The organism is Aedoeadaptatus acetigenes, assembly GCF_025566985.1.
In the GTDB taxonomy this organism is placed as follows: Bacteria; Bacillota; Clostridia; order Tissierellales; family Peptoniphilaceae; genus Aedoeadaptatus; species Aedoeadaptatus acetigenes.
On the sequence record NZ_JAOQJD010000016.1, the window covers coordinates 1 to 18,255 of the forward strand.

The following is an 18,255-nucleotide window of genomic DNA, read 5'->3' on the forward strand; positions in this document are numbered from 1 at the left end:
CAGGATCAAACTCTCAATAAAAACTTTGAGTTTGCTTAGCTCGGATCCACTGACTGTGTTCCGCTTTAAGCTTATAGATTGTTATGGTTTAATCTCTTATACCATTTAATTAACTTGGTTCAGCGCTGTGTCTTACGAAACAGCTTATTTAGTATATCCCGCAGAGGCTTTTTTGTCAAGCACTTTTTAAATCTTTGTAAAAAGTTTTTTTGACGTGCCTCACGTGACAACTTGTATAGTCTACCATGTGATGGCGACTTTTGTCAACCTATTTTTTGAACTTTTTCTCTCGCGAGTGCGTTCGCTCAAATAGGTAAGTATTATTATACGCAGGTCACTATTTCTTGTCAACACGAATTTTACTTCAGTTTATCTCTTCCTTTACGCCCTTTCCGCCAGCTCTCTCGTCTGCTCAATCAGGGCCCACAGGTCCGGATCCGAGGCGAGACGGTAGGCTTTTTCGAAGTCGTTCAGCGCTTCTGAAAACTTTTCTTCTCTGTAATAGAGAATGCCTCGGTTCATAAGGGCGGTGCGATTGTCGTTTTCTTTGTCCAGAAGATTTGTGAGAACTTCCAGGGCTTCCTCTTCTCTTCCCGCGGCGGCCAGGGCGATGGCCAGGTCGTTTTCGATTTCGCCGTCGTCGCCGTGGGATGCCGCGTCTTCGAGAAAGGCGATGGCTTTGTCCATGTCTCTCAATCCGTAATAGGCCATGCCCAGAATGTGTGCGCACAGAGCGGGCTCGGTGTACTTGGAATCCAGGGACTGAATAGCGGCAATGGCGTCTTCGTATTTTCCGTAGTGCAAGTAGGTCTTCGCCCCGTCAATGGCCGCCGGCTCTTCCACCCGCTCAAGTGCCATTCGCATTTGTTCTTTCAATAGATCGTCTTCGGCGAGGGCCAGGGCCTTTTCGTCGTAAAACTTCGCCTTGATGTAGAGGGCCTGCGCTTCGAAAAGCCGCCCCAGCGCTCCGTAGGCTTCGGCGCAGTTCGGTTCGTCGTTAATGACGGACTCGTAGCGATCGGTGATTTCTTTTAACAGATCGCTTAAGTCTTCTCCCTGCCCCCAGTTTTTATTGTAGATGCCCTCCATGGCATAGGTGGTCTCCAGTCGATCACGCACATCCCCTCGTATGCACTCTTTGGCCCGCGCCATTAAGTAGGCGAATTCCGCCTCTTCCTGTTTCAGGGCAATGGCCAACTGCCGATCGATGGCGCGAATGGCGTCGTCTCGATTTTCTTTTAAAAATTTCAGGTACACGTCGGCATAGGGAAATTCCGGATCCAAGGCGACGAGAACGCACATGGCGGTAAAAATGTGGCGGTAATCCATGGTGCCGTCGCCGCGCTGCGCCTTGATTTCGCTAACAAGGTCTTTTTGCAACATGGGTATGGGCGCGCCGTTCAATATTTTCTCGCGACCGGGAATTTGTTCCAAGAAGCCGATGGCGTCGTACCAGTCCCTTAGGTATTTCTTACTGTCCATGGTCCTTCCTTTCATCTCTGTGATCTTTATATTTTCCGTTTTCGTAGTAAATGTAGCGCACGCGCCCCGGTAAATGAATGCCGCGCACCTGTTTCGACGCTTTGAGGGGATCGTCTGCGGGAACAAAGTCCGGGTGGTTTTTCAGAAATTCCACCACGGACTGACGGTCCACTTCCGGATCCTCCACGGGCAGGACACCGCCGATGTAGCGATTCTCCGCAAAATAGAAGTCTTCTTTCAAAGCCGCGTACATAGCCTCGTCCAACAGGCTCGCTTCTTCTAAAAAGCTGTAAAGGAAGCGGTACTTGCCCTCGCGATTTTTCAGAGGCATTCGGTGAATGTTTTGTTCAAGTGCCCGAGCCATGGCCATATAGAATTCCGACGGGCACAGGCCTCGCTTCTTGACTTCGGCTTTTACGGCGAGAAAAACGTCTTCGTCGTAATAGTTTTCCACAATGGTGGCAAAATTTTTCAGTAATAGCACTTCACTTGCCCGAAGGACATCGGTGCGGATCACCTCGTAGGGCGGGCGGTCGTCGTAGACGATGTGAAATTCTTCGGCCCTGCGTCGCAGTTCCGTACCGCGGAGCAATTTTAAAAAGCCGATTTGAATCTTTTTCGCTCCGAGAGGCACCACCCGGTCAAAGCCTTGAAGAAAGCTTTCTATATCTTCTCCGGGAAGACCGACGATGAGATCCACGTGGATATGCACTTTGTCTCGGTCGATCATGGCCATGGCCCGCTTCATTTTGTCCAGATCCGTGCTCCGGTGGATGCGCCGGTTCACTTCCGGGTTCACCGATTGGATTCCCGCCTCGATTTGAAAGAGGCCCGCCGGCGCTTCATTGATTACCTCAGCCACTTCAGGGGTCATGTGTTCCAAATTCATTTCAAAGTGGATGCACATGCCCTTCGGCGCCTCGTCGATGAAGAAGCGAAGGATCTCTTTTGTGCGCGCGGGACGAATGTGAAAGGATCGGTCCACGAATTTTACCAGCTTCGTTCCCGTCCGGAAAATTCGACGCATATGGGCTTTGATTTCTTCCGCGCTTCGGTAGCGCACCACATCGTCTTCGGACGACAAACAGTAGCTGCAGTGGTAGGGGCAGCCGCGCATGGATTCGTAATAGGCGATGCGATGATTCAAGTCTTCCTCTTCGTAGCCGGCGGGAAGGCCATCCATGGAAAGCGGTCCTTTCACGGGGTTCGCCTGTATTTTATTTCCGGAGCGATACACCAGGCCCGCCACCGCCTCCGCTTCGGCTTCGCCGGCGAGATAGGCTAAAAAATCGTCGAAACTGTCTTCGCCTTCGCCGCGCAAGATGCCGTCGATCCACGCCGCTTCTCCCATGCGCTCGACGCTGTCGTAGGTGACTTCCGGACCGCCGACGTATTGTTTGATCTCGGGAAAGGCCTTTTTTATATAGCGGCCCAGAGTTTCGATCTCAGGCCAATTCCAAATATAGGCAGAGTAAAGGATCACATCGGGGCGCTTCCGCAGGATTTTCTGCAGCATGACGTCTTTCGATTCATTAATGGTCATTTCCAGAAGGCCCACCGGCCGCTTCGTGGATTCTTTAAGAAGGCGCACGGCCAAATTTGTGTGAACGTAGCTGGCGTTTAGGGCGACGAGTAAAGGGTTCATTCTTCCTCCATAAAAAAAGAGGCTTTCGCCTCTTTCTTACATTTTGTCCGGGGCTTCGATGCCCAAAAGATCCAAACCAATGCGGATCATGTTTTTGACGCCGTATACCAAAAGCAGGCGGGCCTGTTTCAGTGCATCGTCGTCGACGAGAATGGGCGTATTGGTGTAGTACTTGTTGAAAATTTTTGCGCAGTCGGTAATGTAGCGGGTCACGAAATAGGGTTCGTACTTTTCGTGGCTGTCTACGATCACTTGATTGAAGCCGTAAAGTTTTTGCAAGAGTTCTTTTTCTTCCTTTGAGGTGAGCAGGGACGCATCCACCGGCCGGCTTACGTCGAAGCCACCTTTTTCCAGAAGGGAATTCATGCGGGCGTGTGTGTATTGAACATAGGGGCCTGTTTCGCCGTCGAAACTTAAGGTGCGATCCCAATCAAAGACGTAGTCTTTAATCCGTTGATTAAAGAGCTCTTGGAATTTCACGGCGCCGATGCCCACTTGATGGGCCAGCTCGTCGCGATTGTCCATTTTCATGCCGCTCGTTTCTTCACGCTCTTTTAAAATGTCTTCCACTTTGTCCACGGCGCGATTCAAAACATCTTCCAGGTAGACGACTTTGCCCTTCCGGGTGGAGAGGGTACCTTCCGGCAGAGAGACCATGCCGAAGGGCACGTGGATGCAGTCGTCGGCCCAGTCGTAGCCCATTTCTTTTAAAATGGCTTTTAATTGTTGGAAGTGAAGGTTTTGTTGACTGCCCACGACGTAGATATTCTTGTAGAAGTCGTAGTGTTCTTTTCTGAAAATGGCCGTGGCGATGTCGCGGGTCAAATAAATAGTGGAGCCGTCGCTTTTAATAATAATGGACGGGGGCAAATTGTATTTGTCCAAATTGATGATTTGCGCCCCTTGATCTTCCACCAAAAGGCCCTTTTCCTTGATTTCGTCCACGGCCTTCATCATTAATTCGGAGTAATAGGATTCGCCGCGGAAGGAATCAAATTCCACATCCAGCATATCGTAGACCCGTTCGAATTCTTTTAAGCTCAGATCGCGGAACCATTGCCAGAGGGAGACAGCTTCTTCGTCGCCGCTTTCCAGCTTTCTGAACCACTCTCTGGAATTGTCCAAAAGTTCTTGGTCTTCTTCCGCCTCTTTGTTAATGCGAACGTAAAGTTTCACCAGTTCGGGAATGGCGTTTTTTTCGATGACTTCATCGTCGCCCCAGCGCTTGTAGGCTTCGATCATCATGCCGAATTGGGTGCCGTAATCGCCTAAGTGGTTAATGGCCTCGACTTTGTAGCCCAAGTGCTTGTAAATGCGCTTAATGGAATCGCCGATAATGGTGGTGCGAATGTGACCGATGTGGAAGGGCTTGGCGATGTTCGGCGAGGAGTATTCCACGATGACGGTTTTGCCTTCGCCGAGATTCGAGGCACCGAAGCGATCCCCTTCTTCTACCACGGCCTTCAGCACGTTTTCGGCCAGGGTTTTCGTGTCGATGAAAAAGTTTAGGTAGGGCCCGGCAACGACGATCTGTTCGATGCCTTCCATGCCTTCCAATTTTTCTTTCAGTTCTTGCGCAATAATGGCCGGATTTTTCCGCATGGTTTTCGCCAGGGTAAAGGTAGGGAAGGCGTAGTCCCCCATTTTTTTGTCCGGCGGCGTTTCAATCTTTAAAAGTAGTTCGTTTTTCTCCAGCCCCGTTTCCCGAGCCAGCCCTTCTGCAATTTGTTCTTTAAAATCGATCATAGTCTCTCCTATCTTAAGTATGCAATGGTCACGCCACTGCCGCCTTCTGCCGGCTCGGCATCTTCCTGCTTTTTAACCAAGGGATGGTGACGCAAGTATTCCTTTACTTTCTTGCGCAGCATCCCCGTTCCCTTTCCGTGAATGATTCGTATCCGGTCCAGGGAAGCTAAATATCCGTCGTCCAATGCTTTTTCCAAAATGGGCTCCGCCTCTTCGAAGGTTTTGCCTCGAATATCGAATTCCACCTTGGCGTTCTTTTGCTTCTTTTGCCGCACTTTCGACGTGTTGACTTTTTTCTCTGCCTTTGCCTGTGGTTCGCTGCGAATCAAGGATGCGGCGGGTAGGGTCATTTTCATTAAACCCGCCTGCACAAGGACCTCGCCTTTGTTGTCGGGCCCTTCAAGTACCGTGGCGGACACGCCTAATGATTCCGCGTAGACTTCGTCTCCCGGCTTCAGGGCCTTGGCTGGTTTGGCCGCCCGCTTCAGCACGATGCCTTCGTCTTTGTCGCGATACTTTTTGCCCCCTTCCCGCAAAAGATCTTGGGCCTGTTGCAGAGTTTGGGCATCTTCTTTTCTGAGTTGCTCGCGAATATCCCGTATTTCGGACACGGCGAGATCCGCATCTTCTTTGGCAGACTTTACGATGCGGCGGGCTTCGTCTCTCGCCCGCTGCAAAATCTGATCCTTTTCGGCATTTATCCGATTCGCCGTCTTTTTCGCTTCCGCCATTTCCCGCCGATATTCGCCGGTGAGTTGCACAAGCTCCGCTTCCCGCTTTTCCAAGCGACTGCGTTCCGCTTCCAAGGTGGTGAGCACGTCTTCAAAGGCGATGTCTTCGCCTTCCAGAAAATCTTCGGCGCCGTCCAAAATTTCTTTCGGAAGTCCGAGGCGGGAGGAAATTTCAAAGGCGTTGCTCTTGCCGGGCACGCCCACGTGGAGGCGGTAGGTGGGCGTCAATGTCTCCACGTCGAATTCCATGGAGGCGTTTTGCACGCCATCCCTTGTCAAGGCATAGAGCTTGAGCTGGGTGTAGTGGGTGGTGGCCATAAAGCTCACGCCCTTGGCCATTAGGTGTTCGATAATACTCAGTGCCAGGGCCGCCCCTTCCGTGGGGTCGGTGCCGGCGCCCAGTTCGTCGAAGAGGACCAAGCTGTTTTCGTCCACGGCCTTTAAAATGTCCACGATGTGCACCATGTGGCCGCTGAAGGTGGAAAGAGACTGTTCGATGCTCTGTTCGTCGCCGATGTCGGCATAGACGCCGTTGTAAATGCCCACGGTGGTGCCGCGGTCTGCGGGAATGTGCAGGCCGTATTGGGTCATAAGCACCATGAGTCCCAAGGTCTTCAGGCTCACGGTCTTGCCCCCGGTGTTGGGCCCGGTAATAATCAGACCCTGATTGTCGCCGCCTAATTCCAAATTCAAGGGCACCACTTTATGGCGGTCGATTAAGGGATGGCGCGCGTTAATCAGCTTTGTGATGCGCTTCTCGGAAAGCTTGGGACGCACGGCGTTTTGATCCGAGGCCAGCTTGGCCTTGGCGAAGATAAAATCCAGCTGACCGAAGAGTCGCTCGTTTTCCGCGAAGGCTTCCGGGTACTGACCCACTTCTTGGGAAAGCTCTTCCAAGATGCGCTGAATCTCGTCTCGTTCTTCCAGCTCCAGCTGACGGATCTCGTTGTTCGCCTCCACAATGGCCATGGGCTCGATGTACACCGTTTGGCCCGAAGCGCTCATGTCGTGAACCAGGCCCTTTACTTTGCTTCTCGCGTCGTGGCGCACGGGGACCACGTAGCGGCCTTCACGCATGGTGACGAGGGAATCCTGCAGGGATTCCTGCAGGTCCTGAGAATTTAAAATGGCCTGCAATTTGTCCCGCACCTGATCTTTTTTCCGCGCCAAAGAACGGCGGATGGTCTTCAACTTCGGGGAGGCATCGTCGTAAATGGAATCTTCCGATTCGATGGTGGCTTCGATGCGCTCTCTGAGATCTCCCTGAGTCCACAGGGCCGATACCATGGCGCGAATAGAAGGATAGGGGTCTTCCGCGGATTCGTCGGCCTCGGCCATGTATTTGCGCATGCGAGAGACGCCGCGAAGGGAATCGCCGATTTCCAAAAGCTCGCTTATGTGGAGCACGCCGCCGCGGGAAGCGTAGTGGGCGCTTTTCGCCACGGGGCGGGCGCCGGACAAGGGAGGAGCCGAGCGCTCGACCAGGAGGCGAAAAGCCTCTTCGGTCTCCTGCTGCCTCTGTTCGATGACTGCGGGATCGGCGGAAAAGCGCATGGTTTCGCAACGCTTCTTGCCGATGCTCGACGTCGTCAAGTTCTTTAATTGTTCGACAATGTCGTGAAATTCAAGAATGGCTTCGATTTTAGGCGCCATATCTCCTCCTCTTCTAAACACTTGCTTCTAGATGATTCCGCGATTGAAATGGCCGCGGGTAAATTCGCTGACCACGGGCTTTTTCACGGGCTTTCCTTCGATGACGCGGCTCGCTTCCATAATGATTTTATTTAAGTCTTCGCCGACGCGCCCGCGAATCTTCAGCGCCGCAGGCTTCACGGCCATAATGGACTTCGCCCGATCGCCCAGATAGATGGGCACGCTGTTGTATATCTCCGTCATGTCGCCGATGCGACGGAAGGGAAAGGCGGCGTTTCGCTCGTCTCTGAGCCTGTAATTCTTTCTGAAGGCGCACGTGTCGCATTTGCGGTCCACGCCGCAGCCTTTGACTAAACTCATAGGGCAGTGGCGCATGGTCATGGAGCGGGGGTAACCGTAATACAAAATTTCGCCGCAGGTGCCGAAGCGTCGATAAAGGGCTTCCAGCTGTTGCCTCTTGCATTCAAAAGACGGAATTATGCTCTCGGCCTGATGAAAGTGACGGAAACTGTATGCGTTAAAGACATTGAGTCCTTCTCCGACCACGATATGTCCGGATACGTCTTCGAATTGGCCCAGATTTTGAACGACGCCGCCGTCGAAAAAGTTCTTGACCTTGTCGTAGCCCGCCGGCGTTTCGTAGGGAAAACTGTAATAAACCGGCACGTCCACGCCCTTCAGGAAAGCCATGGCCTCTTTTGAAGGCAAAAAATACAGCTCCAAGCGATCGATGGCTCGATAGGGCAAATCGTAAATCGCCTCTTCCTCTGAGATCTCCACGGTGAGCAAAGTATTTTCTACGGTTTTCTTTCTGAAGCTTTCGGAAAAGGTGAAATCCGGCCGCGTCCGCTCGTCTTTTTTCTCGTAATCTGCCAAGGCCCGACGCCTGAGGTCGTTGACCGTGGAAATCGGCAGAAAGACATCGTCGTCCATGTCCAGTTCCACGTCTTTTAATGCGTAGACGGAGCCGTCAAATTTCCCTAAGTTTTCCCGAATGTGATCCTTGTTCGCCTTCGCTTTTTTTGCACGCTCCAGGGGATCTTCTCCCACGGCCTCCGATCGATGATCGCCGCTTAAAGTAAAGCGAGGCAATTCGCCGATGTGGGCGTAGAAATGGCCGCTTACATCTCGGGTGCCGGCGATTTCCTCAGCTTCACGGGCCGCCGTTTCGTTGAGCTTCACCGAAGAGAGGCGCAGCACCGTCGTTCCCGCATCGGGCGCAAAGGGCAGGCGAAGGGCCTCTTCCGCCTTTCCCGCGAAGGTGTGGCGCTTCTTTTCCCCGGCCACAGTAAATTCCAAGAGATCTCCCTCGTCGGGCAACCTTTTCCAATCCACCGTCGTGCCCTTGGCGGGATCGCTGTTTACCACCACGCCGATTTTCACGCCGCGGTGGTTGGGGCGAGATTTCGTAATAAAGGCGTCGCCGAAATCGCCGAAGCCCACGCCCTTGGTGTAGGAGCGGTTAAACATCTGGGCCATTTCTTCGATTTTGAAATCCTCGCCGCCCAAGGCTTTGTTGTAATTGCTTGTCACCACCGCCACGTATTCCGGGCTTTTCATGCGGCCTTCCAATTTAAAGGAGTAGACGCCGGCCTCCGCCAGTCGGTCAACAAATTGGATGGTGTTTAAGTCCCTGGGGCTGATCACATAGCCCTTGTCGTAGGCGGGATTTCCCGCAGCGTCCTCGATGGTGTACTGCTTTCTGCAGGGCTGGGCACAATTGCCGCGATTGCCGCTTCTCGCGCCGATATAAGAGCTCATTTCACATTGGCCGCTAATAGAAACACAGAGGGCGCCGTGGCAAAAGGCTTCGATTTCAAGATTCGTGCCTTCTTTGATGCGGCGAATTTCATCGGGAGAAATTTCTCTGCCCACCACCACGCGGCTGAAGCCCATTTTCTCCAAATAGCGGGCGCCTTCAAGGTCCATGACGCTCATTTGGGTCGAGGCGTGAAGTTCGAAATCCGGCAAGTACTTGTGGACGAGCTCCGCAAAGCCGATGTCCTGCACGATGAGGGCGTCCACGCCCATTTCGTAGAGATCCGCCGCGTAATTCAATGCCCGTTCGCATTCTTCGTCGGAAAGCAAAATGTTTAAGGTGACGAAGACGCGCTTGCCCCTGACATGGGCATAGGAGACAGCTTTCGCCATCTCCTCTGCCGTGAAATTCTGTGCACTTGCTCTGGCGGAAAATTCCTTCCCGCCAAGATAGACGGCATCGGCGCCGCTGTTTATGGCCGCGTAAAAAGACGCCATGGATCCCGCCGGTGCCAATAGTTCCAGATTATTCCTGTTCATGGTCACCGCGCAAGACGTATATTTCTTTATTCAGATCCACGAGGCGCATTTGCGTTTCGTAGTTCTTTTCTTCCAATTCGCGAATCTTTTCATCCCGTGCCTTTAATTGCGCTTCGGCGGCTGCTTTTTCTTCCGATAAGGCCGCCTTTTCCCGCTCGAGCTTCTTCTTTTCGTCGTCGGATTCCTTGAAGCGGGCGTCCAGCTCTTGGATCTTCTTATCTTTTGCCTCCAGGGTCTTAGAATTTTCTTTCAGACGTTTATTCAGCGCGTCGATTTCTTCAAGCTTCTCCTTCACGCCTTGGGAATCTCCCGCCAAGGCGTCGGCCGCTTCTTGGGCCCGGGCCTGCTTGTTCTTTTCATCCAACGCATTTAAGAGACTTAAAATATATACCTGTACGTCATTTAAGCGGTAGTTGTGGCTTTCCACTTCTTGGATGCGCTCGTTGGCCTCATCCGCCAAAGCCTTGACGTACGTTTCGTCGTCTTCGCCGATAACGTGAAAGGTCATGCCTGCAATTTCAACCTGTACGCGCGTCGTTGTCATCTTACACCTCTTATTCAGATCGTAATTTGGCGTTAAACTGTCCTTCGATTCCTTCGATGATTCCATCGATAATGTGTGCAATTTCCGATTCTTTTAAGGTCCGATCGGCGTGGCGGAAGGCCAACTTCAGCGCAATGCTCTTCTTGCCTTCTTCGATGCCCTTGCCGAAGTAGACGTCAAAGACGGCCACGGATTCCAAAAGTTCGCCGCCTTCTTTTTCCACATAGTCAAGAAGATCTTGTGCCGCAAGCTTCTTGTCGACAATAAAGGCCAAATCCCGTTCGATGGAGGGGAAGCGGGCGATGGGCTTGTAGATAATGATGTCCTTGGCCTTTTCCACGATCTTCGAGAAATCCAATTCGGCCATGTAAACGGGCTGTTTCATGCCTAAGTTCGCTTGGGCCTTCGGATGAATGCAGCCGAAACGACCGATGCATTCGTCTTCGATGTAAACTTCCGCTTGACGTCCCTTGTGGAACAGGGGGAAGTCCTGTACCTGAACGAAGCGCACCCCGTCGATGCCGAGGCGCTTCAAGACCGTGGCCACGGTTTTCTTCAGATAGTAGAAATCTTCTTCGCCGTAAAAACCGATGGCGAGCTTCATGTATTCCTCGGGCAAGCCGTCGGCGTCTTTATCCACGGAGAACACATTACCGAATTCAAAGCCGTAGGCCGAGGGATTTTTGTAGCTCATGTTCTTTACGAAAATATCCAACATATTGGGAAGAAGGGTGGTCCGCATAATGGAGTATTCTTCGCCGAGGGGATTTGATATTTTTACGGCTTCTCTCAAGGGGTCGTCCGCCGCCAGTTGAATCCGGTCGAAAGCCGAGGGGCCCATGAAGGAGTAGGTCATAAATTCGTCGAAGCCTGCGGCGAGAAGCACGTCTTCCGCGCGCTTTTGTACCCGGCGGAACAGGCTCTTACCCCCGCGAGTCAATGTGCCCTTTAAGGGTTGGGGCGTAATGTTGCCGAAGCCGTAAATCCGGCCCACTTCTTCGGCCAAATCTTCCCAAATGTGCAAATCGCCTCTGAAGGTGGGAATCGTGGCGTGAAGCATATCGCCGTCCAGGGTCGTGGGGATCAGGAGGGATTCCAAGATCTTCACCATGCCTTCGCCGGAAATTTCCGTGCCTAAAAGGGCGTTGATGCGGCTCACTTTTGCATCCACCGTCCAGGGCGTGACTTCTTTCGGGTAATGATCGAAGCAGCCCTTGGCCACTTTTGCCGCACCGATTTCAACGGCCAGTTCGCAGACGCGGTCCACGGCTTCTTTCGCCATATTGGGATCCAGGCCTTTTTCGAAGCGGCTGGAGGCTTCCGAGCGAAGGGCTTGGCGCTTCGATGTCTTGCGAATGTGATCGGCATCGAAATTGGCGCCTTCCAAGATGACCGTGGCGGTCGTTTCGCTGACGCCGGAAATATCGCCGCCCATGACGCCTGCAAGACCGATAATGCCTTCCTTGTCGGCGATGACGATGTCGTCTTCACACAAGATGTGTTCGTTGCCGTCCAGGGTGTGCATTTTTTCTTTGTCCTTCGCCATGCGCACTTGGATTTCCTTGCCCTTTAAGTGCTCCAGGTCGTAGGCGTGGAGAGGTTGGCCGTATTCCAACATGACGTAGTTGGTCAGGTCGACGATGTTGTTAATGGGGCGCACACCGGCGGCCATTAAGTCGTTTTGCATCCAAAGGGGCGAGGGCTTTACTTCCACGTCCGTGAGCATGCGGAGGTAGAAACGCGGCGCGTTTTCCGTTTCCACATTAAGGCCGTTAAAGGCATCTTTCATCGCCACGTCGCTGTTTTCCGTGACGGTAACGGCATTTTCCTTCAACGCGCTGTTCGTGGAGGCCGCCGTTTCCACCGCCATGCCGCGTACGCTTAAGCAGTCCGGGCGATTCGGCGTGATTTCGAGCTCGATGACTTCCTTGTCCAGTTCCAGAATCTTCACATAGTCGCTTCCGAGGGGCACGTCGTCGGGCAGAATATGGATCCCGTCGCGGGCATCTTTCGGAATGACGGAGGTATCCATTCCCACTTCTTCCAAAGAGCACATCATGCCTTCGCTGGGCAGGCCGCGCATTTTCGTTTCTTTAATTTTCATGCCGCCGACAAGCTTTGCGCCGTCCAGCGCTACGGGAACGACAGCGCCTTCAAAGACGTTTTTCGCCGCCGTTAAGATTTGTTTTTCTTCGCCGCCCACGTCGATTTGGCAGACGACCAATTTGTCTGCATTGGGGTGGGGTTCGATTTTTAAAATCTTTCCTACGACGACGCCTTCGAGGCCTTTGCTGCGGTCGATAATGGATTCCACGTGATTGCCCGTGGCGGTAATTTCATCGCACATGGTCCGCGTGTCGGCGGGGAGTTCTACGTATTTTTCAAGCCAAGATTTGGGTAATAACATCCTTCAGTACCTCCTAGAATTGAGACAAGAAACGGTCGTCGTTTTCAAACATGAGGCGAATGTCCGTAATGCCGTATTTAACCATGGCAATTCGGTCGATGCCCATGCCGAAGGCAAAACCGCTGTAAACATCGGGGTCGATGCCGCAGTTTCTGAGGACATTGGGGTGAACGACGCCGGCGCCCAACAATTCCATGCTCCAGCCCGTGTGGTTGCAGGCGGGGCAGCCTTCCCCGTGGCAGACGAGGCAGGTGACGTCAACTTCCGTGGAAGGTTCCGTAAATGGGAAGTTGTGGGGGCGGTATCTGATTTGCATGTCGTCGCCGAACATTTCTTTGACGAAGACATTTAATGTGTCGATTAAATTGGCCAGGCTCACGCCTTTGTCTACGACCAGGCCTTCAAATTGATGGAACATGGGCGAGTGGGTGTCGTCCACGTCGTCGAAACGGAAGACGCGACCGCTGCTCACAATGCGAAGGGGCGCGCCGTATTCTTTCATGGCGCGAATTTGCATCGGCGAGGTGTGGGTACGAAGCAGGGTTTTGTCGTCGATGTAGAAGGTGTCGCTCTTGTCGCGGGAGGGATGGTTTTTCGGGGAATTTAAGGCGTCGAAATTGTTTGCGACGCTTTCGATTTCCGGACCGTCCACGACGGTGAAGCCCATTTCCACGAAAAGATCTTCCAATTCTTCTTTCGTCTTTAAAAGGGGATGGCGATGACCGACGCGGAGCTTCCCTGCATCTAAGGTGACGTCCAGGTATTCGTCTTCCATTTGCGCTTCGTAGACGCTTTCTTTCAGGTTGACGATTTTTTCTTCAAGCTTTCCCTGAACTTTTTCCCGCACTTCGTTGGCAAAACTGCCGACGATGGGGCGTTCTTCCTTAGACAACTTACCTAAGCCCTTTAAAATTTGAGTTAATTCACCTTTCTTACCGAGGTATTGCAGGCGAATTTTTTCCAAATCATCCATGGTTTTGGCGCCGTCAATGGCGGACAGTGCGCCGGATTCCAATTTTTCAAGTAACTCTTTCATAAGTACTCCCTTCGGTTTGTGCTCTGATCTAATGGTTCATTATACCATAGAATAAGGCGCGGATAGGGCATCGGCGCCAATTTCTCTTGTCAAAAAATCCGCCTTGCTTATATTTAAAGTCTATGTTATACTGACATAGTCAATAGGTAAGGCGACATAGCCAAGTGGTAAGGCGCGGGTCTGCAACACCCTTATCCCCGGTTCAAGTCCGGGTGTCGCCTCCAAACCGTCGAGAAATCTCGGCGGTTTTTTTGTGTTCTTTTTTACTTCTTTTGGCGCCTCGCTTTCATTCATACATAAAAAACAGCACCTGCCGAAACAGGTGCGCAAGCAAAAATGAAATCTGAGTTTTAAAGCTATTTGTCCTTCACATTCATTCCGACGAGCATGCCCAACAACATGCCGACGGAGATTCCTATGGCCAGGTTTTCCGCGCCCAAGGCGATTCCCACCGCCGTGCCGAAGCACATGCCGATGGCCATGCCCTCGGCCATATGATCCTCGGCTCTCTCCTCTTCACTCCTATCGTCTGCATCCTGCATCTTTTTTGCCCGATGAATGGCATAAATGGCCAGCACACCGAATAATATAAGCGGCAAAAGGATTCTGATGATTTTCATTGAACGGCCTCCTCATCATGTATTTGAGCAAGAAAAAAGCCCGGTATAAACCGAGCTTGGAGCGGAAGACGAGATTCGAACTCGCGACCCTCGCCTTGGCAAGGCGATGCTCTACCACTGAGCCACTTCCGCAAGTGGTGCCCAGAGCCGGAATCGAACCAGCGACACGCAGATTTTCAGTCTGCTGCTCTACCGACTGAGCTATCTGGGCAAGGTCGTCAGCGACAACCTTTTTCTATCTTACAGAAACTTTACGGATCTGTCAAGAAATTTTTAAACGGGCCGAAGAAATTATTTACTCTTCCACCTCGTGGGCCGAGAGCATGGCCTCAAGTTCCGCTTCGTCGAATTGATAGCGGCGATTGCAGAAATGGCAGGTGGCTTCGCAGCCCTTGTCTTCGTCGATCATTTCGCGAATCTCGAAGTCGGGCAATGCGGCGATGGAATCCGCCACTTTCTCCTTGGAACATTCGCAGACATAGGCGATGGGTGCCTCGCTTAAGATCTTCAATTCGTAACCGGGCAAGAGGGCGTGCAAGAGCCCCTCTGTGTCAAGGCCCTGAGCCAAAAGTTCCGTCACGGACTTCACGCCCTTTAATGTCTTTTCCAGGCGGTCGATGTCGTCGTTGTCGGCACCGGGCATGATTTCAATAATGAAACCGCCGGCGTGTTTCACGCTTAGATCCGTGTCCACGGCGACGCCTAAACCGACGGCGGAAGGAATCTGCTCGGATTGGTACAGGTATTGGGCCACGTCTTCGCCGATTTCGCCGCTCACGAGAGCGACTTTTCCCGTGTAAGGTTCCCGCATGCCCAAGTCCATGGTGACGGTCAAGGTGCCGGGAAGGCCCACGACGGCGCCGACATCCAGCTTGCCATCGGTCTCGCGACTGGGAAGGTCCGCTTGGGGATGATCCACATAGCCTTTAATGTGGCCGTTGTTTCTGCCGGTGACCACGATTCTTCCGAGAGGCCCGGATCCGTCCACGATCATGGTCATGGATTCCTCTTTGCCCTTTAATTTATTTCGAAGCAAAAGCCCTGCAATTAAACTTCGTCCCAAGGCCGCCGTAGCCGTGGCCGAGGTTTGATGGGTGATGCGGGCGGTTTCCACCAAGGCCGTGGCCGTGGCCACGCTCACTTTGATGGTGCCCTTTTCATTCATTGCGCGAATACATGTATCGGTCATAAAACTCCTTTACTCGTCGATGCCCGCGACAAAACTGATCCGCTTCGATTGCGGCGTCGCGGGAGAAAAACTATAGCCGTCGTAGGCGGCGAGCGCCTTCAAGCCCGCTTCCCTTAAGCATTTTTCCACGGTCTTTTCATTGTATACATACTCTTCGTGGATTTCGTCGAAGCGCTCGTAGGAGCCGTCTTCTTCTTCCAAAAAGGCGGTGATGACGTAGCGATTCACGGCGCCGTCGAAGTGATTTTCCCACGTTAAAAAATAGCCCTCTTCGTCGCGAATTTCTTTTAAGTCGCCGTATTCCCGAAAACGGGCGGCGGTATTTAAGTCGAAGAGAAAGCGGCCGCCCGTTTTTAAATGGGCCCGAACCTGTTTAAAGCACGCCAAGAGATCCGCCTCATCGGGCAGGTAATTGAGCCCGTCGCAGAGGCAGAGGATCAAGTCGAAGGATTTGCCGAAGGAAAAATTCCGCAGATCCATTTTTGTCCACTTGGCCCGGGGATTTTTGTAGAGGCGCCGGTAGGCCTGCATCAACATTTCTTCGGAACGATCGAAGCCTACCACCGTGCCCATGGCCGTGAGTTTTTCCGTGAGCTTTCCCGTACCCATGGCCATTTCGAGAATGTCGAGCCGATCCCTTTCGCCGGCGACTTGTTTCACCCAGCGAAAGGCCTCGTCGTAGTCGTAATTGGCCATAACGGCGTCGTAGATCAGGCTAAAGGCTTCGTATTCACTCACTGAGTCGCTTCTCCACTTCCGTTAAAATGGGCGAGGCTTCCCCGTCGAAAATCACCTCGGCATTGTGGTCGTAGGGCGTGGTGCCCTTGTTGATGATAATTAAATGCTCCACCATTCGCGGAAGATAAGCCACGGGCATGACTTTCAGGGAGCTACCCACGACGATCATGGTGTCGGCTTTTTCCGTGGCGCGCACGGCGTCATCAAAAGCTTGAGGCATGGCGTCGCCGAAAAGAACCACATTGGTTCGCATCACGCCGCCGCATTTCGGGCATTTCGGAGGAATTTCCCCTGACTGCACGCGCTCGTCGAAGGCCTTGAAATCTTCCCGGTAGTTGCAGCGCTCACAACGGGCCGTGGAGGCGTCGCCGTGCACCTGAAGCACCTGCTTCGCGCCGGCCGCCTGATGCAGATCGTCGATGTTTTGCGTAATGATTTCGTGAATAATGCACTTCTCCTGCATTTTGGCCAAAGCTACGTGGCCCGGATTGGGCTCTTTGCCTTCCAGATCCTTTAAAATCGTGTAGCCTTCTTTGTAAAAGCGCTGAGGATTGCTTTCCAACACGCCGACGGACAGGGCGTCTTCCGGAATAAAATTCGTGTAGTAGCCCCTATCGCTTCTGAAATCGGGAATCCCTGATTCCGTGGAGATGCCGGCACCGGTTAAACAGACGGCATACTTCGCATTTTTTAGAATTTCTGTCGCTCTTGCTAATTTATCCATCATCGACCTCCTATACAAGTAATTGAATCATATAAACAGCTGCGAGCATGGCAATCGGAATCCACTCCTTGCGCCGCACCGCCTTTTTGCCGCGAGGTAAAGGCCTTTTTATGGAGGCGCGCAAAATCAAAGCCACGCCCACGGCGCCGGCCACGAGGAGCATCACCGTGGTGGCATTTTTTATGCCGCCCAGGCGAAGCACGAGCCCCGCCTTTGAAAAGGACGCGATCCACCGTTCGTTAAAGAAGTGGATAAACAGAATGGATGACAAATTATAAAGAAAATGGGAAAAAATACAGGCCTTTAAACCACCGTAGAGGTAAATATAGCCCAGAACCAATCCGAAGAGAAAGGGAGCCAAGCTGTTTTGCAATTCGAAATGAAAAATGGCGAAAAGTGCCGCCGACAAAACCACGGCGCCCCTGGGGCTTCGGCGGGAAAACTGTTCGCACAAGACGCCGCGGAAAAAGAATTCCTCCATAATCGCCGGCGCCAGGGCCATGGTAAGGATTTGTTTAAAAAGGCCCACGTCGCCCCTGAGCAGGTCCAGATTTTGATTTTCCAAAAGATAAATGCGGCTCAAGGCATCGAGAAAAATGCCGTTGATCACGAGGATGATGGGAAAGACGGCCACGGTCAAGAGCGCCGCCTCGCCAAGGGCCATGCCTCCGTGCTTTTTCCCGCCGTAGCGGCTCCTGAAATAAATCGCCGGGAGAAAAATCGCCACCGCCTCCGTGAGCACGATGCCGAAAAAAGGATCTCTCTTTGAAAACAGCGGCCCTAAGAGCAAAAACAAAATCGCCGCCGGGACGCACCAATAGAGCAGGCCAATGAAATTAATCTTCGTAGGTGTAGATGTAGAGTTTATTTCTGTAATACGGCCCATAATTTAATCCATAGCCCACGATAAAGACATCGTCGATGGTAAATCCCGTAAAATCGGCGGAAAAATCCACTTGTCTGCGGGAGGGTTTGTCGAGCATCACCGCCGTTTTCACCGACAACGGCTCCATTTTTTCAATGGCTTCCGCCACCGTTTTAAGGGTGTGACCCGTGTCGATAATGTCGTCGACGATCAGCACGTGGCGGCCCTTCACCTCACTGCGCAAGTCGCCGAACACCTTCACATCCCCGGAAGAGGATTCGTTGTTTTCGTAGCTGGAGGTGGTCATAAAGTCGATTTCCATTTTGCTCTTCATTTCCCGAACAAGGTCCGAGCAGAAGACGAAACAGCCGCGCAAAAGGCCGATAATCAGAATCTCTTCGCCGGCGTAGGCCGCGTCGATCTCCTTTGCCAATTCCCCGACGCGCTCGGCGATGGCTTCCCTCGAGTACAACACCAATTCTTTCTTTTCCATAGGCTCCTCCTTTTTACTTTCCATTCATTATATCAGAATCCGGCCCATCTTTTCCCCTCGGGTGCTATAATTCTTATAGGTGAT

At 52.4% G+C, this 18,255-nt stretch carries 14 protein-coding genes and 3 tRNA genes; 1 reads left to right on the forward strand and 16 read right to left on the reverse strand.

Annotated features, from left to right (window positions below):
- Positions 1-381: 381 nt before the first annotated feature.
- From OCV31_RS08505 to pheS, 8 genes are read right to left on the reverse strand one after another with little or no spacing between them, the layout of a single operon-like run.
- The gene (locus tag OCV31_RS08505; protein WP_267303912.1) at positions 382-1,482 is read right to left on the reverse strand and encodes a tetratricopeptide repeat protein; all 1,101 of its coding nucleotides are present in this window, start codon (positions 1,480-1,482) and stop codon (positions 382-384) included.
- On the reverse strand, positions 1,472-3,127 hold the full coding sequence (locus tag OCV31_RS08510; protein WP_148474320.1) for a B12-binding domain-containing radical SAM protein: 1,656 nt from the start codon (positions 3,125-3,127) through the stop codon (positions 1,472-1,474). Before OCV31_RS08510 ends, OCV31_RS08505 begins: the two co-directional genes overlap by 11 nt.
- Positions 3,128-3,163: 36 nt before the next feature.
- A complete protein-coding gene (gene argS, locus OCV31_RS08515) occupies positions 3,164-4,873 on the reverse strand; it encodes an arginine--tRNA ligase (RefSeq protein ID WP_148474322.1) in 1,710 nt (569 codons plus the stop codon).
- An 8-nt stretch (positions 4,874-4,881) separates the two neighbouring features.
- On the reverse strand, positions 4,882-7,257 hold the full coding sequence (locus tag OCV31_RS08520; RefSeq protein ID WP_148474324.1) for an endonuclease MutS2: 2,376 nt from the start codon (positions 7,255-7,257) through the stop codon (positions 4,882-4,884).
- Between the two features lie 27 nt (positions 7,258-7,284).
- Positions 7,285-9,555, reverse strand: a complete 2,271-nt coding sequence (locus OCV31_RS08525) for a peptidase U32 family protein (protein ID WP_148474326.1) — start codon at positions 9,553-9,555, stop codon at positions 7,285-7,287.
- Complete coding sequence (gene zapA, locus OCV31_RS08530; RefSeq protein ID WP_148474328.1) at positions 9,542-10,099, reverse strand: cell division protein ZapA; 558 nt, start codon at positions 10,097-10,099, stop codon at positions 9,542-9,544. The genes OCV31_RS08525 and zapA overlap by 14 nt, the downstream gene beginning before the upstream one ends.
- A 10-nt stretch (positions 10,100-10,109) precedes the next feature.
- Positions 10,110-12,506, reverse strand: a complete 2,397-nt coding sequence (gene pheT / locus OCV31_RS08535) for a phenylalanine--tRNA ligase subunit beta (protein WP_148474330.1) — start codon at positions 12,504-12,506, stop codon at positions 10,110-10,112.
- A gap of 13 nt (positions 12,507-12,519) precedes the next feature.
- Positions 12,520-13,542: a phenylalanine--tRNA ligase subunit alpha gene (gene pheS, locus OCV31_RS08540; protein ID WP_108830751.1), complete on the reverse strand. Its 1,023-nt coding sequence runs from the start codon at positions 13,540-13,542 to the stop codon at positions 12,520-12,522.
- A gap of 150 nt (positions 13,543-13,692) precedes the next feature.
- On the opposite strand from pheS, the gene OCV31_RS08545 reads away from it, so the two are divergent.
- Positions 13,693-13,766 (forward strand) — tRNA-Cys (locus OCV31_RS08545).
- 132 nt (positions 13,767-13,898) lie between these two features.
- Here OCV31_RS08545 and OCV31_RS08550 read toward each other — a convergent pair.
- The 8 genes from OCV31_RS08550 to hpt form a co-directional block, all read right to left on the reverse strand.
- A complete protein-coding gene (locus OCV31_RS08550) occupies positions 13,899-14,162 on the reverse strand; it encodes a DUF2700 domain-containing protein (RefSeq protein WP_148474332.1) in 264 nt (87 codons plus the stop codon).
- Positions 14,163-14,219: 57 nt separating this feature from the next.
- A tRNA-Gly gene (locus OCV31_RS08555) sits at positions 14,220-14,294 on the reverse strand.
- 3 nt (positions 14,295-14,297) lie between these two features.
- A tRNA-Phe gene (locus tag OCV31_RS08560) sits at positions 14,298-14,373 on the reverse strand.
- Positions 14,374-14,457: 84 nt separating this feature from the next.
- Positions 14,458-15,351 (reverse strand): Hsp33 family molecular chaperone HslO, encoded by an 894-nt coding sequence (gene hslO / locus OCV31_RS08565; RefSeq protein ID WP_148474334.1) that lies wholly within the window; start codon positions 15,349-15,351, stop codon positions 14,458-14,460.
- A 9-nt stretch (positions 15,352-15,360) separates the two neighbouring features.
- Complete coding sequence (locus tag OCV31_RS08570; protein ID WP_148474336.1) at positions 15,361-16,089, reverse strand: class I SAM-dependent DNA methyltransferase; 729 nt, start codon at positions 16,087-16,089, stop codon at positions 15,361-15,363.
- A complete protein-coding gene (locus tag OCV31_RS08575; protein ID WP_317246791.1) occupies positions 16,082-16,816 on the reverse strand; it encodes an SIR2 family NAD-dependent protein deacylase in 735 nt (244 codons plus the stop codon). The genes OCV31_RS08570 and OCV31_RS08575 overlap by 8 nt, the downstream gene beginning before the upstream one ends.
- A gap of 7 nt (positions 16,817-16,823) precedes the next feature.
- On the reverse strand, positions 16,824-17,699 hold the full coding sequence (locus OCV31_RS08580; RefSeq protein WP_148474338.1) for a CPBP family intramembrane glutamic endopeptidase: 876 nt from the start codon (positions 17,697-17,699) through the stop codon (positions 16,824-16,826).
- The gene (gene hpt / locus OCV31_RS08585) at positions 17,650-18,171 is read right to left on the reverse strand and encodes a hypoxanthine phosphoribosyltransferase (RefSeq protein WP_148474341.1); all 522 of its coding nucleotides are present in this window, start codon (positions 18,169-18,171) and stop codon (positions 17,650-17,652) included. The genes OCV31_RS08580 and hpt overlap by 50 nt, the downstream gene beginning before the upstream one ends.
- Between the last annotated feature and the right edge of the window lie 84 nt (positions 18,172-18,255).